This is a genomic window from Streptomyces sp. NPDC104381, assembly GCF_055583745.1.
On sequence record NZ_JBVJNK010000001.1, the window covers coordinates 382,148 to 407,707 of the forward strand.

General features: G+C 72.6%; 23 protein-coding genes and 3 tRNA genes. 12 read left to right on the forward strand and 14 right to left on the reverse strand.

Annotated features, from left to right (window positions below; translation table 11 throughout):
• Window positions 1-4: 4 nt before the first annotated feature.
• The 3 genes from ACZ607_RS01590 to ACZ607_RS01600 form a co-directional block, all read right to left on the reverse strand.
• The gene (locus ACZ607_RS01590) at window positions 5-721 is read right to left on the reverse strand and encodes a hypothetical protein (protein ID WP_469730638.1); all 717 of its coding nucleotides are present in this window, start codon (window positions 719-721) and stop codon (window positions 5-7) included.
• 375 nt (window positions 722-1,096) lie between these two features.
• Window positions 1,097-1,570 (reverse strand): DUF5990 family protein, encoded by a 474-nt coding sequence (locus ACZ607_RS01595; protein WP_469730640.1) that lies wholly within the window; start codon window positions 1,568-1,570, stop codon window positions 1,097-1,099.
• Between the two features lie 89 nt (window positions 1,571-1,659).
• Window positions 1,660-2,460 carry an aminotransferase class IV gene (locus ACZ607_RS01600; protein WP_469730642.1) on the reverse strand — a complete coding sequence of 267 codons (801 nt, stop codon included), beginning with the start codon at window positions 2,458-2,460 and terminating at the stop codon, window positions 1,660-1,662.
• Between the two features lie 69 nt (window positions 2,461-2,529).
• On the opposite strand from ACZ607_RS01600, the gene ACZ607_RS01605 reads away from it, so the two are divergent.
• Genes ACZ607_RS01605 through ACZ607_RS01615 form a run of 3 tightly spaced genes read left to right on the forward strand, consistent with a single transcriptional unit; the run spans window position 2,530 to window position 3,998 of the window.
• Window positions 2,530-3,132: an NADPH-dependent FMN reductase gene (locus ACZ607_RS01605; protein WP_469730644.1), complete on the forward strand. Its 603-nt coding sequence runs from the start codon at window positions 2,530-2,532 to the stop codon at window positions 3,130-3,132.
• 57 nt (window positions 3,133-3,189) lie between these two features.
• A complete protein-coding gene (cutA, locus tag ACZ607_RS01610) occupies window positions 3,190-3,528 on the forward strand; it encodes a divalent-cation tolerance protein CutA (RefSeq protein ID WP_469730646.1) in 339 nt (112 codons plus the stop codon).
• Window positions 3,525-3,998: a gamma-glutamylcyclotransferase family protein gene (locus ACZ607_RS01615; protein WP_469730648.1), complete on the forward strand. Its 474-nt coding sequence runs from the start codon at window positions 3,525-3,527 to the stop codon at window positions 3,996-3,998. The genes cutA and ACZ607_RS01615 overlap by 4 nt, the downstream gene beginning before the upstream one ends.
• On the opposite strand, the gene ACZ607_RS01620 is transcribed toward ACZ607_RS01615, so the two are convergent.
• Together ACZ607_RS01620 and ACZ607_RS01625 are read right to left on the reverse strand one after the other, a co-directional pair.
• Window positions 3,961-6,036 carry a molybdopterin oxidoreductase family protein gene (locus tag ACZ607_RS01620; protein ID WP_469730650.1) on the reverse strand — a complete coding sequence of 692 codons (2,076 nt, stop codon included), beginning with the start codon at window positions 6,034-6,036 and terminating at the stop codon, window positions 3,961-3,963. The two genes, ACZ607_RS01615 and ACZ607_RS01620, sit on opposite strands and share 38 nt — an antisense overlap.
• Window positions 6,037-6,103: 67 nt before the next feature.
• Window positions 6,104-6,871: a SanA/YdcF family protein gene (locus tag ACZ607_RS01625; protein WP_469730652.1), complete on the reverse strand. Its 768-nt coding sequence runs from the start codon at window positions 6,869-6,871 to the stop codon at window positions 6,104-6,106.
• A gap of 205 nt (window positions 6,872-7,076) precedes the next feature.
• Between ACZ607_RS01625 and ACZ607_RS01630 the strand changes: the two genes are divergently transcribed.
• The 5 genes from ACZ607_RS01630 to ACZ607_RS01650 all read left to right on the forward strand — a co-directional run bounded on the left by ACZ607_RS01630 (window position 7,077) and on the right by ACZ607_RS01650 (window position 14,012).
• Window positions 7,077-7,982 (forward strand): sirohydrochlorin chelatase, encoded by a 906-nt coding sequence (locus ACZ607_RS01630; protein WP_469730654.1) that lies wholly within the window; start codon window positions 7,077-7,079, stop codon window positions 7,980-7,982.
• A gap of 36 nt (window positions 7,983-8,018) precedes the next feature.
• The gene (locus ACZ607_RS01635) at window positions 8,019-9,329 is read left to right on the forward strand and encodes a deoxyguanosinetriphosphate triphosphohydrolase (RefSeq protein WP_469730656.1); all 1,311 of its coding nucleotides are present in this window, start codon (window positions 8,019-8,021) and stop codon (window positions 9,327-9,329) included.
• Window positions 9,330-9,447: 118 nt separating this feature from the next.
• The gene (locus ACZ607_RS01640) at window positions 9,448-10,707 is read left to right on the forward strand and encodes an NAD(P)/FAD-dependent oxidoreductase (protein ID WP_469730658.1); all 1,260 of its coding nucleotides are present in this window, start codon (window positions 9,448-9,450) and stop codon (window positions 10,705-10,707) included.
• A 109-nt stretch (window positions 10,708-10,816) separates the two neighbouring features.
• Window positions 10,817-12,724 (forward strand): DNA primase, encoded by a 1,908-nt coding sequence (gene dnaG, locus ACZ607_RS01645; RefSeq protein ID WP_469730660.1) that lies wholly within the window; start codon window positions 10,817-10,819, stop codon window positions 12,722-12,724.
• 211 nt (window positions 12,725-12,935) lie between these two features.
• Entirely contained in the window at window positions 12,936-14,012 is a 1,077-nt protein-coding gene (locus tag ACZ607_RS01650; protein ID WP_469730662.1) for an RNA polymerase sigma factor, read from the forward strand.
• 25 nt (window positions 14,013-14,037) lie between these two features.
• Here ACZ607_RS01650 and ACZ607_RS01655 read toward each other — a convergent pair whose 3' ends face one another.
• The 5 genes from ACZ607_RS01655 to ACZ607_RS01675 form a co-directional block, all read right to left on the reverse strand.
• The gene (locus ACZ607_RS01655) at window positions 14,038-14,247 is read right to left on the reverse strand and encodes a hypothetical protein (protein ID WP_469730664.1); all 210 of its coding nucleotides are present in this window, start codon (window positions 14,245-14,247) and stop codon (window positions 14,038-14,040) included.
• A 41-nt stretch (window positions 14,248-14,288) separates the two neighbouring features.
• Window positions 14,289-16,211, reverse strand: coding sequence for an ABC transporter ATP-binding protein (locus tag ACZ607_RS01660; RefSeq protein ID WP_469730666.1), 1,923 nt, complete (start codon window positions 16,209-16,211; stop codon window positions 14,289-14,291).
• Window positions 16,211-17,944: an ABC transporter ATP-binding protein gene (locus ACZ607_RS01665; RefSeq protein ID WP_469730668.1), complete on the reverse strand. Its 1,734-nt coding sequence runs from the start codon at window positions 17,942-17,944 to the stop codon at window positions 16,211-16,213. Before ACZ607_RS01665 ends, ACZ607_RS01660 begins: the two co-directional genes overlap by 1 nt.
• Window positions 17,945-18,055: 111 nt before the next feature.
• Entirely contained in the window at window positions 18,056-19,501 is a 1,446-nt protein-coding gene (locus ACZ607_RS01670; RefSeq protein WP_469730670.1) for an FGGY family carbohydrate kinase, read from the reverse strand.
• Between the two features lie 139 nt (window positions 19,502-19,640).
• Window positions 19,641-19,952, reverse strand: coding sequence for a YtxH domain-containing protein (locus ACZ607_RS01675; RefSeq protein ID WP_469730672.1), 312 nt, complete (start codon window positions 19,950-19,952; stop codon window positions 19,641-19,643).
• 171 nt (window positions 19,953-20,123) lie between these two features.
• On the opposite strand from ACZ607_RS01675, the gene ACZ607_RS01680 reads away from it, so the two are divergent.
• The 3 genes from ACZ607_RS01680 (at window position 20,124) to ACZ607_RS01690 (ending at window position 20,559) form a co-directional block, all read left to right on the forward strand.
• Window positions 20,124-20,196 (forward strand) — tRNA-Asn (locus ACZ607_RS01680).
• A 5-nt stretch (window positions 20,197-20,201) separates the two neighbouring features.
• A tRNA-Asn gene (locus tag ACZ607_RS01685) sits at window positions 20,202-20,274 on the forward strand.
• A gap of 211 nt (window positions 20,275-20,485) precedes the next feature.
• Window positions 20,486-20,559, forward strand: a tRNA-Ile gene (locus ACZ607_RS01690).
• Window positions 20,560-20,786: 227 nt separating this feature from the next.
• Here ACZ607_RS01690 and ACZ607_RS01695 read toward each other — a convergent pair.
• From ACZ607_RS01695 to ACZ607_RS01710, 4 genes are read right to left on the reverse strand one after another with little or no spacing between them, the layout of a single operon-like run.
• Entirely contained in the window at window positions 20,787-22,055 is a 1,269-nt protein-coding gene (locus ACZ607_RS01695) for an FAD-dependent oxidoreductase (RefSeq protein ID WP_469731825.1), read from the reverse strand.
• A gap of 27 nt (window positions 22,056-22,082) precedes the next feature.
• Window positions 22,083-22,718 carry a maleylpyruvate isomerase family mycothiol-dependent enzyme gene (locus ACZ607_RS01700; RefSeq protein WP_469730674.1) on the reverse strand — a complete coding sequence of 212 codons (636 nt, stop codon included), beginning with the start codon at window positions 22,716-22,718 and terminating at the stop codon, window positions 22,083-22,085.
• Entirely contained in the window at window positions 22,715-23,542 is an 828-nt protein-coding gene (locus tag ACZ607_RS01705) for a fumarylacetoacetate hydrolase family protein (RefSeq protein ID WP_469730676.1), read from the reverse strand. The genes ACZ607_RS01700 and ACZ607_RS01705 overlap by 4 nt, the downstream gene beginning before the upstream one ends.
• A gap of 1 nt (window position 23,543) precedes the next feature.
• The gene (locus ACZ607_RS01710; protein WP_469730678.1) at window positions 23,544-24,704 is read right to left on the reverse strand and encodes a cupin domain-containing protein; all 1,161 of its coding nucleotides are present in this window, start codon (window positions 24,702-24,704) and stop codon (window positions 23,544-23,546) included.
• Between the two features lie 76 nt (window positions 24,705-24,780).
• Between ACZ607_RS01710 and ACZ607_RS01715 the strand changes: the two genes are divergently transcribed.
• On the forward strand, window positions 24,781-25,557 hold the full coding sequence (locus tag ACZ607_RS01715) for an IclR family transcriptional regulator (protein ID WP_469730680.1): 777 nt from the start codon (window positions 24,781-24,783) through the stop codon (window positions 25,555-25,557).
• The last annotated feature ends 3 nt before the right edge of the window (window positions 25,558-25,560 follow it).

Here is a 25,560-nt window from a genome sequence, read left to right on the forward strand (position 1 = left end):
GTCCTCAGTGACGCGGGCCGTCGGCGCGGCGCCGGCGCAGGAGCAGGGCGCCGCAGACGGCCGCCGCCGCGACGAGACCGGCGCCGGCGGCGAGCTGGGCGGTGTCGGGGGCGGCGCTGCCGCCCACCCCCGTGCCGACGTGCCCGGAGGGCCGGCTGGGGCTGGGGGAGGCCGTGGGCCTGTGCCCCGGGGGCACGGGCGGCTTCGCGGATCCGGGGTCCGTGCCGGGGGCGGTACCGCCCGGGGGCTCGGGGCGGAACCCGGGGTCCGTACCGGTGCCCGGCTGCCGGAGCGTTCCGGCCTCGTCGCCGGCCCCGGCCCCGGCCTCCTCGGGCGCCTCCTCCGGAGCCTCCGTGTCCGACGCCTCTGCGTCCGACATCTCCGTGTCAGGCACCTCCGTGTCCGGCCAGGAAGGCCCCGTCACCGCTGCCGGGTCCTCGGCCGGGTCCAGGCCCGCGAGTGACTCCGTGCCGTCGGCCGGCCCCGGATCACCGGTCTCCGGCGCGCCGGCCGTGCCCGGTGCGCCGGCCGCCGCCCCGGCGCTGTCGCAGAGGGCCGCCGTGTCACCGCCCGCCGTGCCGTCGGCCCCGCACTCCGCCGTGGCGGTGAGCTCAGGTCTGCCGAGGCTGTCCGCGTGCGCGGACGGGAGGGCGAGGCCGAGCGCGGCGGCGGTGAGGGCCGCGGTAGCGGTACCGGTCACGAGGCGGGCGGGGCTGAGCATGGGAGTCCTCCGGGCAGACGGATGTGTCCTGCCTCCGAGGTAAGGGGCCCTGTCCCGTGGCCGCATGCTGACGCAGGGTCAGCTTTCACCCGTACGGACCTGGGGAGCGGGCCCGTACGCACGGCCCGGTGCAGGTCGCGGCGGTGACGGGAGCCGGTCGCCCCCTCCGGTGCCGATCGGGTGAGCCCGACACCCGGTCTCGTGTGACGCAGGTCACACGAATGTGTCGGCATCGGGCGGGCACACGGTCTCTACCCCCCCACGGGACGGCAGCCCCCCGCCGGCCCCCCGGCAACCGCCCTCACCGGCCCATCCCCCCCCAGGGACCGGTGGGGGCGGTGTCGTATCCCCGCTTTCCTCGCGCCTCCGGGCGCCTCAGGTGTGCCGGGGTCCGGTCTCCGTCGCGGACCAGGTGATGTCCGGAGGGCGTACGCGGGCGCATCGCGGCTGTCCCTTGTCGTCCGTCAGCCGCAGTCGCGCGGTGAGGTGCCCCGTCCGGGAGGCGGTCTCCAGGACCTCCGGGTCGATGTCGCTCATCATCAGCTTGGCCCGGCGGAACATCGTGAAGGCCCCGGAGCCGTCCACGGTGCCCCAGGACAGATAGACGAAGCGCCCGCCGAGCCGGTTCTGGACGTACGGTCCCGACACCTCGACGCCCTCCGGGGTGGGGGCGGCGGTGCAGTCCAGGGTCCAGGAGGCGTGCGCCGCGTCGCCGGGGTGCAGGCCGAGCAGTTCGCCGGGCCGGTCCTTGCGCTGCACGCCGACGTGGATGTTGTCGAAACCGGCGAAGTCGGTGTCGGGACCGCAGGCGCGGCCCGGGAGTTCCGATGCTTCGATGTGGATCTGCATGGCCCCATGGTCCCGCACCCCGGGGAGCCGGGGCGGCCGGTGCCGCGTGGATCGGACGGTGCCGCGCGGTTCAGACGGTACCGCGTGGTTCAGACGGTGCCGCGCGGGGCGTCCTCGTACGCCCGGGTGAGCAGCGTCATCAGGTCCTGGTCGACGGCGAAGACCGTGTCGTCGATCCGGTGGACCGGCGCGATGCCCTGCGAGTTGCTGACGAACGCCGCCCGGTACGCGCCCAGCCCGTCCAGCGTCACCCCGCTCCGCACCGAGGGGCGGCCCGCCCTCGCGAGACCGCTCTCCAGCAGCGCCATGGTGATGCCGGTCAGCGCGGGGGCGTCCGGCCAGACGACCGAAGCGCCGTCCCAGAAACCGACGTTGGTGATCGCGCCCTCGGTCACCATGCCGCCGGGCGACGTCAGCAGCGCCTCGTCGAAGCCCGCCCGCCGTGCCTGCTGCCCGTAGTAGATCTGGCCGAACTCGCCGGGGCGCTTGATGTGCGCCACCGCCCGCGCGAACGGGACCGACATCAGGCTCCGGGGCGCACCGTCCGGCTCGACCGGCTCCCGCACCGTCACCGCCACCACGGTCTCCGCGCTGTCCTGCGGCAGATAGCCGTGCACCCGGACCGACGCGTCCCGGCTCCACGCCCCGGCGCCGTCGAGCGCGTGACCGATCAGCTCGCGCACACGGTCTCCGGCCAGGGGAAGCCCGAACAGTTCCCTGTTCGCGGAGTCCAGCCGCTCCAGATGCAGGTCGAGGCCGCGCACCGTGCGGTCCCTGACCTGCATAGCGGTGAAGTGGCCGTAGCCGGCGAAGGCCGGGATCCGCAGATCCCCGGCGGTGGCGGGGCGGCCGTCGAACTCGACGTGGAGGTCCGGTACGGAGGAAGTCATGGCCTCCAGCGTAGATGCGGCGAGGCGGCGCTTGACCTCAATCATGGTTGAGGTGTGAGGCTGCGGTGCATGGACCTCAACACCGCTGTTCTTCCCCAGTCCGAAGCCCCTTCCGACGCCTCCTCGGGTGCTCCGCTGAAGGTGGCCGTCATCCTCGGCAGCAACCGCGAGGGCCGCTTCGGTCCCGTCGTCGCCTCATGGTTCCTCGGGCGGGCGGCCGGCCACCCGGACGTCGAGACCGAGCTGATCGATGTGGCCGAGACGGAGCCGCCCGCCACCGGCGCCGCGCTCGTGGCCCCCCGGCTGGCCCGTGCCGACGCCTTCGTCGTCCTGACCCCCGAGTACAACCACTCCTACCCGGCCCCGCTGAAGAACCTGATCGACCGGCACTTCGCCGAATGGCAGGCCAAACCCGTCGCGTTCGTGTCGTACGGCGGGATCTCCGGCGGTCTGCGGGCCGTCGAGCACCTGCGCCAGGTCTTCGCCGAACTGCACGCCGTCTCGATCCGCGACACCGTCTCCTTCCACAACGCCGGTGCGCTCTTCGACGACCTGGGCGTGCCCAAGGACCCGGCCCAGGTCGACGGGGCGGCCAAGAAGATGCTCGACCAGCTGGTCTGGTGGGGCCGCGCCCTGCGCGAGGCCAGGACCCGGCACCCGTACGGCGGCTGACACCGCGAGGCCCGACAATCGAGGGGCCACGGACGCCGAGAACGAGGAGACCCCGGGATGACCGAGCCCGCATGGCTGACCGTCCTGACCACGACGGACAGCGAGGAGAAGGCCCACGCCCTCGCCCGGGGCGCGGTGGAGGCGCGGCTCGCCGCCTGTGCCCAGATCTCGGCGCCCGTCACCTCCGTCTACCGGTGGCAGGGGGACGTCGAGACCGGTGAGGAGTGGCAGGTGCTGTTCAAGACGGCGGCCGGCCGGTACGACGAGCTGGAGGCCCACCTCCTCGCCGCGCACGACTACGGCACGCCCGAGATCATCGCGACGCCCGTCGTGCGCGGCAGCGACCGCTACCTCGCCTGGGTGTCCGCGGAGACCGCGCCCACCGAGGCCCTGTGACCGACCCCGGACTGCCCTTCTTCGTGTACGGGACGCTGCTCCCCGGCGAGCCCAACCACGACCGGTTCCTCCGGGGCCGCACGCGTGAGGAACGTCCGGCCGTGCTGCCGGGCGCCCTCCTCTACGAGGGCCCGGGCTACCCGTACGCGGTCGAGGGCCACGGCACCGTCCACGGCGCCCTGGTCACCGCCGCACCCGGGGCGTACGCCGAACTGCTGGGGCTCCTGGACGACCTGGAGGAGTTCCTGGGGCCGGGCCACCCCCGCAACCTGTACGAACGGGTGGCCCGGCCGGCCGTGCCCGCGCCGGGCGCCCGTCCCGGGCCCGGCGCGGGGGAGCCCGAGCCCGTCCGCGCCTGGGTCTACCTCGCCGCCACCGCCGTCGCCCGCTCCCTGCGCACCGGCGGCACCCCCGTGCCGGGCGGCGACTGGCTCAGCCGGCGGCCTCCACCCGCACGGCGCACACCTTGAACTCCGGCATCCGGGAGACCGGGTCCAGCGCCGGGTTCGTCAGGGAGTTGGCCCGGCCCTCGCCCGGCCAGTGGAACGGCATGAACACGGTGTCCTGACGGATGCCCACGGTGATCCGCGCCGGTGCCACCGCCCGCCCGCGCCGCGAGGTCACCGCGACGCGCTCGCCCTCGGCCACCCCGATCCGCTCGGCGAGCCGGGGGTGCAGCTCCACGAACGGGCCGGGCGCGGCGGCGTTCAGCTCGGCGACCCGCCGGGTCTGCGCCCCCGACTGGTACTGGGACACGACCCGCCCGGTGGTCAGCACCACCGGGTACTCCGCGTCCGTCTCCTCCGCCGCGGCCCGGTGGACGACGGGGACGAACCCGGCCCGCCCGTCGTCCGTCGCGAACCGTTCCAGGAACAGCCTCGGTGTCCCGGCGTGATCCTCGTCGGGACAGGGCCAGAACACCCCGTCCTCCGCCGCGATCCGGGCGTACGTGATGCCCGCGTAGTCGGCCGGCCCGCCCGCCGAGGCCCGCCGCAGCTCGCCGAAGACCTCCTCCGGATCGGTGGGGAACCCCTTCCCGTGCCCCAGGAGTCCGGCCAGCGCGTGCAGCACCTCCAGGTCGCTGCGCACCCCCTCCGGCGGTGCGACCGCACGCCGCCGCAGCAGCACCCGGCCCTCCAGGCTGGTCGTCGTGCCGCTCTCCTCGGCCCACTGCGCCACCGGCAGCACCACATCGGCCAGCGCCGCCGTCTCCGACAGCACCACGTCCGCGACGGCCAGGAAGTCCAGCGACCTCAACCGCTCCTCGACGTGCCCCGCGCGCGGTGCCGAGACCACCGGGTTCGACCCCATGACCAGCAGCGACCGCACGTCCCGCCCCAGGGCGTCCAGCAGTTCGTACGCACTGCGCCCCGGTCCCGGCAGCGACTCCGGGTCGACGCCCCAGACCCCGGCCACATGGCGGCGCGCGGCCGGGTCCGTGAGCTTGCGGTACCCGGGCAGCTGGTCGGCCTTCTGGCCGTGCTCCCGCCCGCCCTGGCCGTTGCCCTGCCCGGTCAGACAGCCGTAGCCGGACAGCGGACGGCCCGCCCGCCCGGTGGCCAGGCAGAGGTTGATCCACGCCCCCACCGTGTCCGTGCCCTTGGCCTGCTGCTCGGGCCCTCGCGCGGTGAGCACCATCCCGCTCTCCGCCCCGCAGAACATCTCCACGGCCTCGCGCAGTTGCGGCACGGGCACCCCGGTGAGCCGCTCCACCAGCTCCGGCCAGTGCGCCATCGCTCCCGCCCTGGCCTCCTCCCAGCCGCTCGTACGGGTACGGACGAACTCCTCGTCCACCCGGCCGTCCGCCACGATCAGGTGCAACATGCCCAGCGCCAGGGCCAGATCGGTGCCCGGCCGGGGCGCCAGATGGAGATCCGCCTGCTCGGCCGTCCTGGTCCGGCGCGGATCGACGACGACCAGCCGGCCGCCGTTCTCCCGCAGTTCGGTCAGATAGCGCAGCGCGGGCGGCATCGTCTCGGCGAGGTTCGAACCGACCAGGATCACGCACCCGGTCCGGGGGATGTCCTCCAGCGGGAACGGCAGCCCCCGGTCCAGACCGAAGGCCCGCTGGTGCGCGGCGGCCGCCGACGACATGCAGAAGCGGCCGTTGTAGTCGATCTGCGAGGTGCCGAGCACCACCCGGGCGAACTTCCCGAGGGCGTACGCCTTCTCGTTGGTGAGCCCGCCCCCGCCGAACACACCCACCGCGTCCGCGCCGTGCTCCGCCCGCGTCCCGCGCAGCCCGTCCGCGATCCGCTCCAGCGCCTCGTCCCAGCTCGCCGGAGCGAGCGCGCCGCCCGCCCCGCGCACGAGGGGTTCCGTCAGCCGCACCCCCTCGGCGAGCACGGCGGGGGCCGTGCGCCCCTTGCCGCACAGGGCTCCCCGGTTGACGGGGAACTCCGGACGCTCCACGACCTCGGCCACCCCGCCGTCGGTGCCGGGGCGCAGCTTCATCCCGCACTGGAGCGCGCAGTACGGGCAGTGGGTGGACGTCTCGGTACGGGCCATGCGCCCAGCGTGCGAGGCCGGTATTACGGGTGCCGGTGCGTCCGGTTACGCCCCCGGTACGCGCGCCTCAGCCCGTCCCGCCGGCCGCCGTGAGGTCATCCGCGAGCGCCTCCGCCACCCCCGGCTCCCGTGGCCCCAGGAAGTGCGGGTCAGGTTCGAGGACGGCGTCCAGGAGCGCCTTGCCCGCTGCGAACACCTCCCGTGTGCCGCCGTAGTACCAGGTCACATCGTGTACGTCGTCGGCCCCCACCCCGTACGCGTCGATCCCGGCGGAGCGGCACAGGGCGATGGCCCGGCGTATGTGGAAGCCCTGGCTCACCAGGACCGCCCGGTCGACCCCGAATATCCTCTTCGCCCGGACACAGGAGTCCCAGGTGTCGAAACCCGCGTAGTCGCTGACGATCCGCCCGTCCGGCACCCCCCGCTCCGTGAGATACGTGCGCATGGCGTCCGGCTCGTCGTACTCCACGCGGCTGTTGTCCCCGGTGACCAGCACGACCCGGACCTTGCCGGTCCGGTAGAGCTCGGCGGCGGTGTCCAGCCGGTGCGCGAGGTACGGCGAAGGGCGGCCGTCCCACAGCCCCGCCCCGAAGACCACGGCGACCTCCCGCGCCGGGGCGTCGGCCGTCGTCCGCACCCGGGCGTCGGCCGTGGTGTGCAGCCAGGCCGCGGGCGCCAGCGCCACCGCGCAGACGACCATCAGCGCCTGCACCAGCCGCCGCTGTCCCCGCCGGGTGCGCGGCAACCGGGGCCGCACGGCCGCGAGCCGCCCCAGGACCCCTCCCACGGCACGGGGCCCCGCGGGACGGAGCCCCTTCCATGACTTCAGCCGCATCCGGCGCCCCCCGCGCTCGTGACGGATCCCCCTGATCCCTCATGGAAGGGACGAACGGCGGAAGCGAAAGGTTCGCCGGCGAGGTGAATTCACCCTCCGGTGTGAACACGCGCTGACACCCGGGCCCCGCACCCTGTGAGGCGGAGGCAAACACCCGTGACCGGTGCGAAACGGCCCGGCAACGTCCGCCCGGCACGATCGGTCCATGACGGAGACGGCACCGGAACACCCCCGTGAGCCCCTGCCCCTCGACAGCACGGCGCAACTCCTGACCCGCATCACCTCCCAGCTCGGAAACCAGCTCAGCCTCGTCTCCCTGAACGGAACCCGCAGGCCCATGCACCGCACCCGGAGATCCGCCCCCACCCTGGTCGCCGTCGCCCACGGCAGCAGGGACCCGCGGGCCCTGCACACCGTCCTGGAGCTCCTGGACCGGGTACGGGAGCTGCGGCCCGCCCTCGACGTCCGGCTCGGCCACATCGAGCTGAACCAGCCCCTGCTGCCGGACACCCTGGACGCCGTGGCGCAGGGCGACGCCGTCCTCGTACCGCTGCTCCTCGGCCGGGGCCACCACGTCCGGCACGACCTGCCCCTGGCCGCGGCGGCCGCGACCCACCTCCGGACCAGGGTCGCCGCCCCGCTCGGCCCGCACCCGCTGCTCGTCGAGGCCCTGTACGAGCGCCTCCTGGAGGCCGGCTGGCGGGACGAGGACGGCACGGACCGCAACGCCGCCGTCGTGCTCGCGGCCGCCGGCTCACGCGACCCCCGCTCCGACGCCGACGCGCGCCGCACCGCCGCCCTGCTCCGCGACCGCCTCGGCGGAGTGCCCGTCGTCCCCGCGTACGCCTCGGCGGCCACCCCCGACGTGCCGGCCGCCCTGCGCGCACTCGCCGCCCGGGGCCGCCACCGCGTCGCCCTCGCCTCGTACTTCACCGCCCCCGGCCGGTTCGCCACCGCCTCGGCCGCCGCCGCCCCGGGCATCGCCGCCGCCCCGCTCGGCGCGCACCCGGCGATGGCACGTCTCCTGCTGCACCGCTACGACCAGGCCCTGACCACCACCGCGCCCGCCCAGGGCCCCCTGACGCACCCGCACCTCCTGGCCACCGCCTGACCCCGCCTGTCAGCCCGCCGGTCTACTGTCGGAGGCATGGACGGTACGCACGACCCCCGGGACACGCCCTACGGCGCCGCCGACACCGAGCGCTGGGACACCGAGCCCGACAAACGGCCCGGCCGCACCGCGTTCCAGCGCGACCGCGCCCGGGTGCTGCACTCCGCCGCCCTGCGCAGGCTCGCCGGCAAGACCCAGGTCGTCACCCCCGGCACCCGCAGCCGGGCCTGGGACGCCAGCCCCCGCACCCGGCTCACCCACTCCCTGGAGTGCGCGCAGGTCGGCCGGGAGCTCGGCGCCGCCCTCGGCTGCGACCCGGACCTCGTCGAAGCGGCCTGCCTCTCCCACGACATGGGCCACCCGCCCTTCGGGCACAACGGCGAACAGGCGCTCAACGACTTCGCGTCGGACTGCGGCGGCTTCGAGGGCAACGCCCAGTCGCTGCGCCTGCTCACCCGCCTCGAACCCAAGCGCTTCGTCCGCGACCCCCGCAGCGGTGAGCTCGTCAGCGTCGGGCTCAACCTGACCCGGGCCGCCCTGGACGCCGCCACCAAATACCCCTGGGCCCGGGGCGCGCACCCCACCGACCCCGGATCGCCGAAGTTCGGGGTGTACGAGGACGACCTCCCGGTCTTCGAGTGGGTCCGCAAGGGCGCGCCGCAGGACCGCAAGTGCTTCGAGGCCCAGGTGATGGACTGGTCCGACGACGTCGCCTACTCGGTGCACGACTTCGAGGACGGACTGCACGCCGGACACATCGACCCCGGCTGCCTCTTCTCCGAGCAGGAGCGCGCGGAGATCTGGGGCGTCGCCATCGGACGGTACGTCCCGGCGGACACCGACCCCCAGGAGCTCGCCGACGCCCTGGACCGCCTCACCGCCGAGGAGTGGTGGCCGCACGGCTACGACGGCACGGCGGTCGCCCAGGCCCGGCTGAAGGACGCCACCAGCCAGCTCATCGGCCGGTTCTGTCTCGCCGCCGAGGCCGCGACCCACGCCGCGTACGGACCCGGCCGGCTCGGGAGGTACGGGGCCGAGCTGATCGTCCCGCGCGAGGTGCGCAACGAGTGCGCGGTGCTCAAGGCGGTCGCCGACCGTTACGTGATGCAGCGCGCCGAGCAGGAGGCACTCCGCGCCGACCAGCGGATCGTCATCGCCGAGCTGGCCGCCGCACTCACGGCCCGCGCGCCCGAGGGACTGGAGCCGCAGTTCCGCGCCCTGTACACGGCGGCCCCCGACGACCGGGCCCGTAAGAGGGTCCTCGTCGACCAGATCGCCGCACTGACGGACGCCTCCGCGCGGTCCCTTCACGGAAGTCTCACCGCCGCCCGGCAGACTGGAGCATGACCGGGCCACATGCCAGTGGCGGTGACCTGATCGGGGCACACCCTCTTTCGCCATCACGCTGCGTGCGGGACGCTCGCAGGTGGCGGCGCCGCGCAGCACAGTACCGAGGAGGCATCAAGTGGTCGACGCACATCGGACGTTCGTCATCATCGGCGGAGGGCTCGCCGGAGCGAAGGCGGCCGAGACACTCCGGGCGGAGGGCTTCAGCGGCCGGGTGATCCTCATCGGCGACGAGCGCGACCATCCGTACGAACGGCCGCCGCTGTCCAAGGGATACCTGCTGGGCAAGGAGGAGAAGGACTCCGTCTTCGTCCACAGGACGGCCTGGTACGCGGGCGCCGACATCGAGCTCCACCTCGGCCAGGTGGTCACCTCCATCGACCGGGACGGCCGGTCCGTGCAGCTCGGCGACAACACGGTCGTCCACTACGACAAGCTGCTGCTCGCCACCGGCGCCGAACCCCGCCGTCTCGACATCCCCGGCACCGACCTGGTCGGCGTCCACCATCTGCGCCGCCTCGCCCACTCCGACCGCCTGCGGGGCGTCCTCACCGCGCTCGGCCGCGACAACGGCCACCTCGTGATCGCCGGAGCCGGCTGGATCGGCCTGGAGATCGCCGCGGCCGCCCGCGGGTACGGCGCCGAGGTCACCGTCGTCGCCCCCTCGGCGACCCCGCTGCACCACGTCGTCGGCCCCGAGGTCGGTCAGATCTTCACCGACCTGCACGCCGAGCACGGCGTCCGTTTCCACTTCGGCGCCCGCCTCACCGAGATCACCGGACAGGACGGCCTGGTCCTCGCCGCCCGTACCGACGACGGCGAGGAGCACCCCGCCCACGACGTGCTCGCCGCCATCGGCGCGGCGCCGCGCACCTCGCTCGCCGAGGCCGCCGGACTCGACATGGCCGGCCGTGCCGAGGGCGGCGGTGTCCTCGTCGACGCCTCCCTGCGCACCTCCGACCCGCACATCTACGCCGCCGGGGACATCGCGTCCGTGGACCACCCGCTCTTCGGCGGCCGGCTGCGCGTGGAGCACTGGGCGAACGCCCTGAACAGCGGCCCGGCCGCCGCGAAGGCCATGCTCGGCCAGGACGTGACGTACGACCGCGTGCCGTACTTCTTCTCCGACCAGTACGACCTGGGCCTGGAGTACTCCGGCTGGGCCCCGCCCGGTTCGTACGACCAGGTCGTCATCCGGGGTGACGCCGGCAAGCGCGAGTTCATCGCCTTCTGGCTGAAGGACCGCCGGGTCCTCGCCGGGATGAACGTCAATGTGTGGGACGTCACCGAGAGCATCCAGAAGCTGATCAGGGCCGCCCGGCCCGTCGACCCGGACACCCTGGGCGACCCCTCGGTGCCCCTGGACTCCCTGCTCTGAGCGGTGGCCGCGACGTCCGGGACCGGCCGGCGACCGGGGCGCGCCCTCCGCCACCGGCCGGTCCCGGACGTCCGGTCTGGTCCGGACGAAAGGCCCGTAGACTTCACGCGTGGCAGGCAGGATCAATGACGACGACGTGAAGGCGGTCCGGGACGCGGTCCCGATCGACGCCGTCGTGTCCGAGTACCTTCAGCTGCGCAACGCGGGCGGCGGAAACCTCAAGGGACTCTGCCCCTTCCACGACGAGAAGTCCCCCTCCTTCCAGGTGAGCCCAGGCAAGGGCCTGTTCCACTGCTTCGGCTGCCAGGAGGGCGGCGACACGATCGCCTTCGTGATGAAGATCGATCACCTCACCTTCTCCGAGACGGTCGAGCGCCTCGCCGCCAAGGCGGGCATCACCCTGCGGTACGAGGAGGGCGGCTACAACCCCTCCCACCAGCGCGGCGAGCGCATCCGCCTCGTCGAGGCACACAAGATCGCCGCCGATTTCTACCGCGAGCAGCTGAACGGGCCGGAAGCGGAGATCGGCCGGGCGTTCCTCGCCGCACGCGGCTTCGACCAGGAGGCGGCGGCCCACTTCGGCGTCGGCTACAGCCCCGCGGGCTGGGACCACCTCACCCGCTTCCTGCGCGGCAAGGGCTTCAGCGACAAGGAGCTCATCGGCTCCGGTCTCTCCCAGGACGGCCGCCGCGGCCCCATCGACCGCTTCCGGGGCCGGCTCATGTGGCCGATCAGCGACACCTCGGGCGAGATCGTCGGCTTCGGCGCCCGCAAGCTCCGCGACGACGACAACGGCCCGAAGTACCTCAACACCCCCGAGACCGCGATCTACAAGAAGTCCCAGGTGCTCTACGGCATCGACCTGGCCAAGAAGGACATCGCCAAGTCGAGCCGGGCCGTCGTCGTCGAGGGCTACACCGACGTCATGGCCTGCCACCTCGCCGGGGTCACCACCGCCATCGCGACCTGCGGAACCTCGTTCGGCAACGACCACATCAAGATCCTCCGACGCCTCCTGATGGACAACGGCAGCGCCCGGGTCATCTTCACCTTCGACGGTGACGCCGCGGGCCAGAAGGCAGCCCTGCGGGCCTTCGAGGACGACCAGAAGTTCGCCGCCGAGACGTACATCGCCATCGCCCCGGACAACATGGACCCGTGCGACCTGCGGCTCGTCAAGGGCGACGACGCCGTGCGCGACCTGGTCGAGCCCCGCACCCCCCTCTTCGAGTTCGCGCTCCGCCAGATCGTCGGCCGGTACGACCTGGAGACCCCCGCGGGCCGCGCCGCCGCGCTGGACGAGGCCGCCCCCGTCGTCGCCAAGATCAAGACGAGCAGCGTGCAGCGGGAGGTGGCCGTCCAGCTGGCCGGCTTCGTGGGCATCCTCGACCAGGAGTTCGTCGTCCACCGGGTCAACCAGCTCGCCCAGTGGGCCCGCGGACGGGGGGACAAGCGGGGACCCGCGCCGGCCCCTGCCCGCCCCGGCGCACAGCACCAGCAGGTCCAGGCCCCCGCCGCCCCGCCGGGCCCCGCGCTCAACCTCCGCAGCCCCGCCCACCGCACGGAGCGGGAGCTGCTCAAGCTCGCCCTGCAGAAGCCCGCCCTGGTCTCCCCGGCCTTCGACGCCTACGGGGTCGACGAGTTCACCGCCCCGCCGTACGCCGCCGTACGGCAGTGCATCGCGGACGCGGGCGGTGCGGAGCTGGGCGTGGCCGAGACCCGTGAATACCTGGTCCAGGTCCTCGACGCGACCCCCGACGACACGGTGCGCAAGCTCGTCACCGAGCTCGCCGTCGAGGTCTTCCACGGCAAGTCCATCGACGAGTCCTACGCGGGCCAGCACCTGGTCAAGGTCCGCCTCCGCGCCGTCGACCGCAGGATCGACGACGTCCAGAGCAGCCTCGCCCGCCTCGGCAGCAACGTCGCCCCTGACCATCTGGCCGCCGCGCAGAACGAGGTCTGGGTCCTCCAGCAGTACGCCCAGTCGCTGCGCAGCCACGGCGCCGACGCCCTCTGACCCTCAGCGCGTGTTCTGAAAGCCCCGCCTGAGGGTCCTATCAGCACGCGGTCACGCTCCGGACGCAAAAAGTCACCGCACGCCCCTCGTGGCGGCGATGTGTCGTACCCCACACTGGGGGGCGGTGCCTGAGTCATCGGAGCGCGGCCGGTCCGTCCAGGGCGGACCCCCATCCCCGCGATCCGGCAGCGATCACCTGGAGGTCGCCCCCGTGCAGACCCGGACCGTGCCGACCACGACCGAGCATGTCCCGGCGATTCCCGCGCAGAACCGGGTCACACGTCACCCGGAGACGGCGGGCACGCCCGACCCGGTGCTGGAGGAACCGGTGGAGCCTCCCGAGCCCGCCGAGCCGCGCGGCCGGCCCGAGACGGGCGGCCCGACCTCCGACCTCTTCCGCCAGTACTTACGGGAGATAGGGCGGATACCGCTGCTCAGCGCCGCCGAGGAGGTGGACCTCGCCCGCCGCGTCGAGGCGGGGCTCTTCGCCGAGGAACGGCTCGCCTCCACCCCCGACCCCGACTCCCGGCTCGCCTTCGACCTGGACCGGCTGGTCGTCATGGGGCGGATGGCGAAGCGCCGGCTCATCGAGGCCAACCTCCGCCTCGTGGTCTCCGTGGCCAAGCGCTACGTGGGCCGGGGGCTGACCATGCTCGACCTGGTCCAGGAGGGGAACCTCGGACTGATCAGGGCGGTCGAGAAGTTCGACTACGCACGGGGCTACAAGTTCTCGACGTACGCGACCTGGTGGATCCGCCAGGCGATGTCCCGCGCCCTGGCCGACCAGGCCAGGACCATAAGGGTCCCGGTGCACGTCGTCGAGCTGATCAACCGCGTCGTCCGCGTCCAGCGCCGCATGCTCCAGGAACGCGGCTACGAGCCCACCCCCGACGAGGTCGCGGCCCAGCTCGACCTGACCCCCGAACGCGTCGGGGAGGTCCTGCGCCTCGCCCAGGAACCCGTCTCCCTGCACGCCCCCGTCGGCGAGGAGGACGACGTCGCCTTCGGTGACCTCATCGAGGACGGCGACGCCGCCTCACCCGTGGAGTCGGCGTCCTTCCTCCTGCTGCGCGAACACCTGGAGGCGGTGCTCTCCACCCTCGGGGAGCGGGAGCGGAAGGTCGTCCAGCTGCGCTACGGGCTGGACGACGGGCGGCCCCGCACGCTCGAGGAGATCGGAAGGATCTTCGGCGTGACACGCGAACGCATCCGCCAGATCGAGTCCAAGACGCTCGACAAGCTGCGGGACCACGCCTTCGCCGACCAGCTCCGCGGCTACCTCGACTGAGCGGGCGTGGCGGCCCGCCCACTCCCTACGAGCCGCCGCCCTTACGCTTCTCCGCCGCCGCGCCCAGCAGCGCGCCGGCCGATACGCCCAGGGCCATCCCGACGCCGACGCCCAGCGCCAGATCACCGGTCAGCGCACCGAACGCCGCCCCGAGACCCGCACCCACGCAGACGCCGAGCGCGACGCCTGTCCCGCGACCGGCGCCGGTTCCCCGTCCCTCGTCGTGCTCCGCCATCCCCGCCCCGTTTCCACTCGTACCCCTGCCGGACGGCGCCGTCAGTCGACCTCGGCCAGCGCCTCCGCGAACTGCGCCGCGTACAGCCGGGCGTACGCCCCCTCGGCGGCCAGCAGTTCGTCGTGCGTGCCCTGTTCGACGATCGAGCCGTTCTCCATCACCAGGATGACATCGGCGTCCCGGATGGTGGAGAGCCGGTGCGCGATCACGAAGCTCGTACGCCCGTGGGCCAGCCGCGCCATCGCCTTCTGGATCAGCACCTCGGTCCGGGTGTCCACCGAGCTGGTGGCCTCGTCGAGCACCAGGATCACCGGGTCGGACAGGAACGCCCGCGCGATGGTGATCAGCTGCTTCTCGCCCGCGCTGACCCCGGCGCCCTCGTCGTCGATCACCGTGTCGTAGCCCTCGGGCAGCGTACGGACGAACCGGTCGGCGTGGGCGGCGCGTGCCGCCTCCTCGATCTCCTCCCGGGTGACCTCGCGCGAGGCGCCGTAGGCGATGTTCTCCGCGATCGTGCCGCCGAACAGCCAGGTGTCCTGGAGCACCATGCCTATGCCCGAACGGAGTTCGTCACGCGACATCTTCGCCGCGTCGACCCCGTCGAGAGTGATCCGGCCGCCCGTCACCTCGTAGAACCGCATCAGCAGATTGACCAGCGTCGTCTTGCCGGCGCCGGTCGGTCCCACGATCGCGACCGTGTGCCCGGGCTCCACACTCAGCGAGAGATCCTCGATGAGCGGCTTCTCCGGGTCGTACCGGAAGGAGACGTTCTCCAGCGCGACGCTGCCGCGCAGCTCCTTCGGCCGCTCCGCCGGATCCGGGTCGGGCGCCTGCTCCTCCGCGTCCAGCAGACCGAAGACCCGCTCCGCGGACGCGATGCCCGACTGCACCAGGTTCGCCATCGAGGCGACCTGCGTCAGCGGCATCGAGAACTGCCGCGAGTACTGGATGAACGCCTGCACATCACCGATCGACAGGGCGCCCGACGCCACCCGCAGCCCGCCGACGACCGCGACCAGCACATAGTTCAGGTTCGACACGAACATCATCAGCGGCTGCATGATCCCGCTGTTGAACTGGGCCCTGAAGCCCGCCTCGTACAGCGCCTCGTTCTGCTCGGCGAAGTCCCTCGCGGACTCCTCCTGCCGCCCGAAGACCTTCACCAGGCTGTGGCCGGTGTACATCTCCTCGATGTGGGCGTTGAGCTTGCCCGTCACCTTCCACTGCGCCACGAAGTGCGGCTGCGACCGCTTGCCGACCCGCGTCGCGACGAACACGGACAGCGGGATCGTCACCAGCGCCACCAGGGCGAGCAGCGGGGAGATCCAGAACATCATGATCAGTACGCCGACGATGGTCAGCAGGGAGTTGATGAGCTGGCCCATCGTCTGCTGCATCGTCTGCGAGATGTTGTCGATGTCGTTCGTCGCCCGGCTCAGCACCTCACCGCGCTGCTGCCGGTCGAAATAGGAGAGCGGGAGCCGCGCCAGCTTGGTCTGGAGGTCCTCGCGCAGCCGGAAGACGACCCGGTTGATCACCCGGATCGACAGCCGGGTCGACACCAGCATCAGCAGCCCGGCGCCGACGTACACCACCAGTGCCGCCAGCAGGACCTGGCCCACCGCACCGAAGTCGATGCCCTCACCCGGAGTGAAGTCCACCCCGCCCAGCATGTCCGCGAGCCCGCCGTCGCCCCGCGCGCGCAGGCCGTCGATGGCCTGCTCCTTCGTCGTGCCGTCCGGCATCTGCCGTCCGACGACACCCGCGAAGATCAGGTCCGTGGCCCCGCCGAGGATCTTGGGACCCACCACGGAGAGCGCCACGCTCAGCGTTCCCGCGCCCAGCATCAGGTACAGCGAGGACTTCTCCTTGCTGAACCTCCGCAGGAGCCGTTTCCCCGACCCCTTGAAGTCCATGGACCGCTCGGTGGGCCCCGCCATCATCCGTCCGCCCGGTCCGGCCATCAGGCGGCCTCCGCTTCCGTCAGCTGGGAGAGCACGATCTCCCGGTAGGTTTCGTTGCCGTCCATCAGCTCGTGATGGCTGCCCGACCCGACGACCCGGCCCTCGTCCAGCACCAGGATCCGGTCGGCGTCACGGATCGTGGACACCCGCTGCGCCACGATCACCACGGTCGCCCCCGACGTCTCGCGGGACAGCGCGCCGCGCAGCGCGGCGTCCGTCGCGTAGTCCAGGGCGGAGAACGAGTCGTCGAAGAGATAGATCTCCGGCCGCTGCACCAGCGTCCGCGCGATCGCGAGCCGCTGCCGCTGGCCGCCGGAGACATTGGTGCCGCCCTGCGCGATCGGCGCGTCCAGGCCGTGCTCCAGCCGCTCCACGAAGTCCTTCGCCTGCGCCACCTCCAGCGCGTGCCACAGCTCCTCGTCGGTCGCGTCGGGATTGCCGTAGCGCAGATTCGTCGCCACCGTCCCCGAGAAGAGGTACGGCTTCTGCGGGACCAGGCTCACGGTCTTCGCCAGCAGGACCGGATCCAGCGTCCGCACGTCCGTACCGTCGACGAGCACATCGCCGTCCGTCGCGTCGAACAGCCGCGGTACGAGGCCGAGCAGCGTCGACTTGCCGCTGCCCGTCGACCCGATGATGGCCGTGGTCTCCCCGGGACGCGCCACCAGATCGACCGAGCGGAGCACCGGCTCCTCGGCGCCCGGGAAACGGAACTCCGCGCCCCGTATCTCCAGATGGCCGTGGGTGAGCAGCTCGGTGACCGGGGCGGTGGGCGGCACCACGCTCGAATCGGTCTCCAGGACCTCCTGGATGCGCTCGGCGCAGACCTCCGCGCGCGGCACCATGATGAACATGAAGGTGGCCATCATCACCGACATGACGATCTGCATCAGATACGCGAGGAACGCCGTCAGCGCGCCTATCTGCATCCCGCCGCTGTCGATGCGGTGCGCCCCGAACCAGACCACCGCGATTGACGACAGGTTCACGACCGTCATCACCGTCGGGAACATGAGCGCCATCAGCCGGCCCGTCGACACCGCGACGTCCGTCAGCTCCGTGTTGGCCCCGCGGAAGCGTTCCTCCTCGTAGCCGTCGCGGATGAACGCCCGGATGACACGGTTGCCGGTGATCTGCTCCCGCAGCACGCGGTTCACCGTGTCCAGCCGCACCTGCATCGTGCGGAACAGCGGCCGCATCCGCCTCACGATGAGGGCCACCGCGGTGCCGAGGACGGGCAGCACCGCCAGCAGCACCGCCGACAGCGGGACGTCCTGGCCGAGCGCCATGATGACGCCGCCGACACACATGATGGGCGCCGAGACCATCAAGGTGAACGCCATCAGGACGAGCATCTGGACCTGCTGCACGTCATTGGTCGTACGGGTGATCAGCGAGGGTGCCCCGAACCGCCCCACCTCGCGGGCGGAGAACGACTGCACCCGGTCGAATATCAGTGCCCGTACGTCGCGCCCCAGGGCGGAGGCCGTCCTGGCGCCGTAGTAGACCGCCCCGACGTTGCAGACGATCTGGACGATGCTGACGGCGATCATCGCGCCGCCGAATTCCAGGATGTAACCCGTGTCACCCTTCACGACACCGTTGTCGATGATGTCCGCGTTGAGGCTGGGCAGATAGAGGCTGGCGCACGTCTGCAGGAGCTGGAGCAGCACCAGCAGCATGATGGGACGTCTGTACGGACCCAGACAGGTCCGCAGGAGTTTTATGAGCACGCGTGTCTCTCGGAGTCGGCGTAGGGCAGAGGCCGGTCCATACTCCGGCACCGCCGTCCCCGACTGCCAACGCTTTTATCCAAGTCCCGGTCAAATTCCGGGCCGCGTCCCTCAGGCGGTTCCGCCGAACGCCCCGGGGTGGATCTGGTCCCGGGTCGCCCCGTACTGCTGGCGCACCGCGCTGCCCACGGCGAGCTCCTCACCCGGCTCCAGCACCTGCGCCGAGGCGCCCTGCCAGGCCGGGGGCGTACGCGGGTCGAGCGTCCCCTGCGAGACCCCGAGGGCCCACGCCGCCTGCCGGGCGGCGCCCAGAGCCGCGTACTCGGCGGGCTGCGGCACGACGACCTGGGTGCCGAACACCGCGGGCGCCAGCGCCTGCACGGCGGGCAGTTCGGCGGCGGCGCCGAGCAGGAACACCCGCCGCACCTCCACACCCCGGTCCCGCAGCACGTCCAGAGCGTCGGCCAGCGAGCACAGCATCCCCTCGAAGGCGGCCCGGGCCAGGTGCTCGGGCTTCATCGACTCGCGCCGCAGCCCGCTCAGCGTGCCCGCGGTGTGCGGCAGATGCGGGGTGCGCTCACCCTCCAGATAGGGGAGCAGGACGAGCCCCGAGGCGCCCGGAGTCGACTTGAGCGCCAGCGCGGAGAGTTCGTCCAGGCCCTCCACGTCCAGCATCTCGGCCGTACCGCGCAGCGCGCGCACCGCGTTCGACGTGTGGACCACCGGCAGATGCATCCCGGTCGCGTCGGCGAAGGAGGTGATCATCCCCGTGGGGTCGGACAGCGCCTCGTGGTGCACGGCCATCACCGAACCGGAGGCCCCCAGCGAGACCACGGCGTCCCCGACCGCGACGCCGAGCCCGAAGGCCGCGGCCATCGTCTCGCCGGTGCCCGCCGAGATCAGCAGCCCCTCCGGCGTCGTCCCCGCGGAGTCGGCCGGGCCGAGGACCTCGGGCAGCGCGGCCTGATGGCCGAGCGCGAGTTCCACCAGATCGGGCCGGTAGGACCCGGTCCCCGCCGACCAGTAACCGGTGCCGGACGCGGCCCCGCGGTCGGTCGTCCTGCGGGCGGGCCGGCCGAGGAGCTGCCACACCAGCCAGTCGTGCGGCTGCAGCACGGCGGCGACCCGCTGCGCGTTCTCCGGCTCGGACCGCACCAGCCAGCGCAGCTTCGCCACGGGCTGCGCGGCCTGCGGCACGGCCCCCACGGCCTCGGCCCAGGGCTGCCGCCCGCCGAGCCCGTCGACCAGGTCCGCCGCCGCGGCCTGCGCGCGCCGGTCGTTGCCGAGCAGGGCCGGCCGTACGAGGTTCCCCTGGTGGTCCAGCGGCACCAGCCCGTGCTGCTGCGCGGACACACCGATGGCCTGCACGCCTTCGAGCAGCCCTCCGGAGGCCGCCTCACCGAGTGAGAGCAGCCACGCCTGCGGATCCACCTCGGAGGCCTTGGCCTCGATGGGATGCGCGGCGTACCCCTGCCGCAGCACCTCACCGGTGTCCGTGTCGCAGACGACGATGTGTGTGAAGGCGGATGAACTGTCCAAGCCGGCCACTATGCCCATGGACACGATTCTGCCGCACCCGCCGGCCGTTCCGTACGCGGACGGGTGCGCGGGGCCTCCCGGGGAGACCCCGCGCACCCGTCCGGAGAAGGTGAGCGGCCCGTTCCGTACCGGGCGGGCGCCCCGTACGGAACGGGCCTCAGGTGTTCGTCGTACCCCAGTCGTCGCTGCCGCTGTGGCCGTTGCGCTCCCGCAGCGAGCGCACCCGGTCGGAGACCGAGGCCGGGACCTTGTCCCCGACCCTCTCGCTCACCGAGTGGTACGCCTTGCCGGCGAAGTCCCGGCCGCCGTGCGCGGCGGACTCCGCCGCGTTCCGCACCGCCGGGTTCTCGGCCAGCTGCTGCGCGGCCTTCTTCAGCTGCTCGTAACGCTCGCGCCCGGCTCGCGTGCCGAGCACGTAACCCAGGGCCACTCCGGCGATGAACGTGAGCCGGTACCGCATGGCTGCCACCCTTCCTTCGCTCCGTGCGACGTGTGCTGCCCGCCTACCCGCACACACCGAGATCACCCCGGGGGATACCGATTGGCGGAGCACCCCCCTGCTTGCGCTAATGTATGTGTCGCAGCGAACGCGCGCCGCTCGGCAGCCGCCAGGCAGGTACGATTCGAGGCAACGCAGCAATCCCCTGTAGCTCAATTGGCAGAGCAGCCGGCTGTTAACCGGCAGGTTACTGGTTCGAGTCCAGTCGGGGGAGCGCGATCCCCTGTAGCTCAATTGGCAGAGCATTCGGCTGTTAACCGGAGGGTTACTGGTTCGAGTCCAGTCGGGGGAGCAGAACGGAAGAGGGCCCTGCGGGGCCCTTTTTCGCGTGCCCGGGGAGAGGGACCGGTGACTCTTTCGGGGCGATTCCGTACCGCCGGGAACCGGGCAGCACGCAGCACTGTCTTCATGGTCACGCGAAGCCGACCATCGCCAGCAGGAGATCGTATGACCGGCTATGCTGCGGCAGACGGCGCGCACACTTGTACGCGCCACGCCGAGACGGGGCGGTAGCTCAGCCGGTTAGAGCAGCGGACTCATAATCCGTCGGCCGTGGGTTCGAGTCCCACCCGCCCCACCCAGCTTCCCCAGGCAGAATCGTTCTGACCTGGGGAAACGTCCTTTTCTGGGGCTTTTGCGCGCAGTATTCGCTGCCTGGACCGGCCCCGGAGCCCAGCTCCCGGGCTCCGCGCTCGTGACGCCGACAAGCCCGCAGCCGGCATCGCTCGAATGCCCCCCGGGGCCGCGCGTGGCGGCCCCGGGGGGCATGTATCCGTCCGGCTCCCGGCGGAGCGGCGGGCGGGGTTACGCCGTGTCGGCGGCCGCCGTCGCCGGGGTGGTGTCCGTGGCTCCGGCGGCCCCCGAGGACAGCGGGACCGGGGTGAACATCGGGGGCTCCTCGTCCACGGTCAGGGCGGTCGGGCCGTACAGCCAGTCCACGAACGCGTAGTCGTACGGGTCGCGGGCGCGCAGCAGGGCGTTGCGCTGGTCGCGGGCGAGGCCGTCGAGGTGCCACAGCTCGCCCCACGCGCGGGACGTGGTGAGCACCCGGCGGCAGTGTTCGGGGCGGACCGACTCGTAGGCGAAGAGGGCCGCGTCCCAGTCGACGGAGCCGTCGGCGGCGCGGTGGCGGGCGACGTGTTCGCCGAGCACCCAGCCGTCCTCGATCGCCATGATCGCGCCCTGCGCGATGTACTGGAGCGGGGGGTGGGCCGAGTCGCCGAGGAGCGCGATCCGGCCGTGGACCCAGTTCATGATCGGGTCGCGGTCGAACATTCGCCACCACTTCTCCCGCCACATGAAGGGCAGGCCCTCCTGGACGAAGTCGCAGGTCGCGGCGAAGGCGTGGTCGAGTTCGTCCGGGGTGCCCCAGTCCTCCTCGCCGGCGACGGCCTTGGGGGACTCGAAGACGGCGACCTGGTTGAGGAGTTCGCCGCCGCGCAGGCCGTAGTGGACGAAGTGGCACCGCGGGCCGACGTGCACCACGACCTCGCTGAGGTCGAGGCCCCGGACCCGCGGCTGTTCGGCGGGCACGGTGCCGCGGTAGGCGACGTACGCGGAGGAGACGGGCTCGTCGTCGACGAGCAGCTTGCGCGCGGCCGAGTGCAGGCCGTCGGCCGCGAGGACCAGGGCGGCCTCGTGGACCTCACCGGAGGCGAGGGTCGCGGCGGCGCCGCGTCCGGTGTTCTCGTACGACACCACCCGCGCGTCGTTGATCAGCTCGACGCCCGCGCGCTCGCAGGCGCGCAGCAGCAGCCCGTGCAGGTCGCTGCGGTGGATGACCATGTAGGGGTAGCCGTAGCGCTTCTCCAGGTCGCGCAGGTCGAGCCGGGTCAGCTCGTCGCCGTCGACCGCGTCGCGCATCACCATCGCGTCCGGTACGACGCCGAGGCTCTTGGCCTCGTCGAGCAGGCCGTAGTCGTCGAGGATGCGGGTGCAGTTGGGGGCGAGCTGGATGCCGGCGCCGACCTCGCCGAAGGCGGGGGCGCTCTCCAGCAGCCGGACGCTCAGGCCCTGGCGGGTCAGCGAGAACGCCGCGCCGAGGCCACCGATGCCGCCGCCGACGACGATCACATCAGGGTTGGACATGACTTCCACTCCTCAGAGCCACGGGCCGAGCTCGGGGGCGTCGGCAAGGGTGTGGGGCCGGCCGGCCAGCCAGGCGGTGACCTCGGGGAGGGGGCCGTCGGGCAGCTCGGTCAGCCCGCGCCCGGTGCTGATCTCGTCGGCCAGGGCGGTCAGGAAGCCCTCGGGGAGATCGGCGAAGGAGACGCCGGTGCCGAGGTCGACCGCGTGGACGCAGGCCTCGCGGGACCGCATCCAGGGCAGCTCGGTGGCGGGGACGGTCCGGCCCTGCGCGGTGACGACCTCCCTCTCCCACTGGCCGTCGGTGAGCTCGTCCAGGCCCTCGGCGAGTTTCCGGGCCGAGCCGTCCAGCCAGGACCTGAGCTCGTCCGCGGTGAGGTCCGGGCCCTTGGCGATGCCGGCGGCGCGCTCGTCGGCGGAGGCGTACATCGGTGTCTCCTCGCCGGTGGCCGCCCAGTGCACCAGGTTGCACAGCGCGTCGGCGTTGGCGGCGACATGGGCGGCGAGATGCTTACGGGTCCACCCCGGTAGCAGGCTGCCGGCCGAGAACGCGGCCTCGTCCAGGTCCGCCACGGCGTCCAGCACCAGCCGGGTGCCCGTGCGCGCCCACGCGCGTGCCTCGGCGAGTGTCCTCGTGGTGCCGTCCTTCATGCCCCGACCACCTTGTTGGTGCAGGCGCCGAGACCGGTGATCTCGGTGGTCACGCTCTGGCCGGGGAGGAGGAAGACCTTGGGGTCGCGGGCGTTGCCCACACCGGCGGGGGTGCCGGTGGCGATGATGTCGCCGGGGTTCAGGGTGATGACGGTGGAGATGTACCGCACCAGGAAGACCGGGTCGAACAGCAGCGTGCCGGTGTCGTCCTGCTGCATGACCTGGCCGTCGACGACCGTCCGGACCTGGAGCGCGGGACGCACGCCGCCGACCTCGTCGGGGGTGACGACGTACGGACCGACCGGGGTGGTGGCCTCCCAGATCTTGCCCTGGGTCCACTCGATGGTGCGGAACTGCCAGTCGCGCACCGAGATGTCGTTCATCACGGTGAAGCCGGCGATGGCGTCGGCGGCCTGCCGCTCGTCGGCGCGGCGCACCCTGTCGCCGATCACGACGGCCAGTTCGACCTCCCAGTCGAGCGCCTCGGTCTCGGGCGGCTTGACGATGTCGTCGCCGGCGCCCAGCAGTGTCTCGGCGAACTTCGGGAAGAGAGTGGGGTGGTTCGGCAGGTCCCGGCCCATCTCCTTGATGTGGTTCGTGTAGTTGTGGCCGACGCAGATGACCTTGGACGGGCGGGGGACGACCGGCGCGAAGTCCGCGCCCCCGGCCGGGTAGGTGGTGCCGGAGGCGGTGGCGGCCCTGTCCCGCCAGTCGGCCTCGGCGAACAGCGCACCCAGGTCGGCGTGACCGAGGTCGACGTGGACCTCGCCGTCGAGGCGGACGGCGCGGGTCCCGTCGGCGGTGCGGATGGTGGCGAGCTTCATGTCAGACGTCCTTCTGGGTGCGGTCGAGCTTGAGCGCCTCGAAGACGGGCGCGTCGGAGAAGCGGAAGAGGTCGAGGGCGCCGCCGTCGGAGTCGGTCGTGCCGGCCTCGGACCTGGCGGAGAACGGCTCCCAGGACGGGACGGTGAACAGGTCGCCGCGGGCGACCGTCCAGGACCGGTCGCCGACGGTCACCACCCCGGAGCCGTCGAAGACCTGGTAGACCGACGAACCGGTCTCACGCACCGGCGCGGTCTCGGCGCCACGGACGACGCGGTGGAACTCGGCCCGGATGGTGGGCAGTACGTCGGAGCCGTCGTGCGGGTTGGAGTAGCGCACCGCCGCGTGGCCGGGCCCGACGGTCCCGCCGAAGCCCTCCTTCTCCAGCAGGAGCTGGTCGGACAGGGCGGCGTCGGTGTACTCCCACTTGTAGGAGAGCAGCGGGCTGCCCGGGGTCACCGGGGCGGCCGACAGCGGGCGCAGACCTGGATGGGCCCACAGGCGCTCGGAGCGGGAACGCTCCGGCGTGGTGCGCTCCGCGTCGGTGATGGTGTCGCGGCCGAACTCGAAGAACTGCGCCTCGGTGACGTACTGGAAGGGGATGTCCAGGCCGTCGATCCAGGCCATCGGATCGGAGGTCGCGTTGTGGTGGGCGTGCCAGTTCCAGCCGGCCTGCGGGAGGAAGTCGCCGCGGTTCATCGGTACGGGGTCGCCACCGACGACCGTCCACACGCCCGAGCCCTCGACGACGAAGCGGAAGGCGTGCTGGGTGTGCCGGTGCTCGGGGGCGTCCTCGCCGGGCATGAGGTACTGGATGGCCGCCCACAGGGTGGGCGTGGCGAACGGCCGCCCGCCGAGGGAGGGGTTGGCCAGGGCGATGGCGCGGCGTTCGCCGCCCCGGCCGACCGGGACCAGGTCGCCGGCCCGGGCGGCCAGCTCCCGCAGCCGCTCCCAGCGCCACACGTGCGGTACGGCGCGGGAGCGCGGGTGGGCCGGCATCAGGTCGCCGATCTCCGTCCACAGCGGGACGAGCAGCTCCTGTTCGAAGCCCCTGTACAGCTCTTCGAGCGCCGGGGTGACTTCGGGCTGCCCCCCGCCGGAGACGGCCCGGAGCCGGACCGGGGATTCCGTGGCGGAGTTCTGGGAGACGGGTGAGGTAGTCACGTCGCTCAGCGTGCACCGGTCCACCTATGAGAACATGTGGATTCTGGAGAGCAGAATTCAGTTGAGGACGGGCGCCATGGACAAAGAGCTCAAGACTCCGCCGCCCTACCCCATCGCCAGCGTGGACCACGCCCTGCGGGCGGCGGCCATCCTGCAGATGGAGGGGGGTGCGACGGTCGCCGGGATCGCCGAGCGGCTGGGCGTCGCCCGGTCGACCGCGCACCGGATCCTGGCGATGCTCGTCTACCGGGACTTCGCCGTGCAGGACGAGAGCCGCGCCTACCGCGCGGGGCCGGTGCTGGAGCTCGCCGCGCACTCCCGGTCCCTGGTGTCACGCCTGCGCGCGGTGGCCATGCCCCATCTGCACCGGGTCGTCGGCCTGCTGGACGAGACCACGAACCTGATCGTGCGCACCGGGGACACGGCCCGGTTCATCGCCAGTGTCGAGTGCCGGCAGACGCTGCGCGTCGGATCGCGGGAGGGCATGGTCTTCCCCGCCGCGCGGACCACGGCGGGACTGCTGCTGCTCGCCGATCTCCCCGACGGCGAACTGGACGGGCTCTACGCACCCGAGCGCTACCGGGACCGCCCCGGGGAGCTTCCCGATCTCGCCCGGCTGCGGACGGAGCTGAGGCGTCTGCGCCGTAACGGGTTCGCCGTCAACCAGGGGCGGTCCGAGCGCGGGCTGGTCGCCGTCGGGGTGCCGGTGCGCGACCGGGACGGCACGGCGGTGGCCGGTCTCTCGGTGTCCATGCCCGCCATGCGCTACGACCCGCACCGCCTCCAGCCGCTGGTCGCCACCCTGGACGCCGCCGCCCACGCGCTGGAGAAGGACCTGGCCGAGCAGGGGTGACGC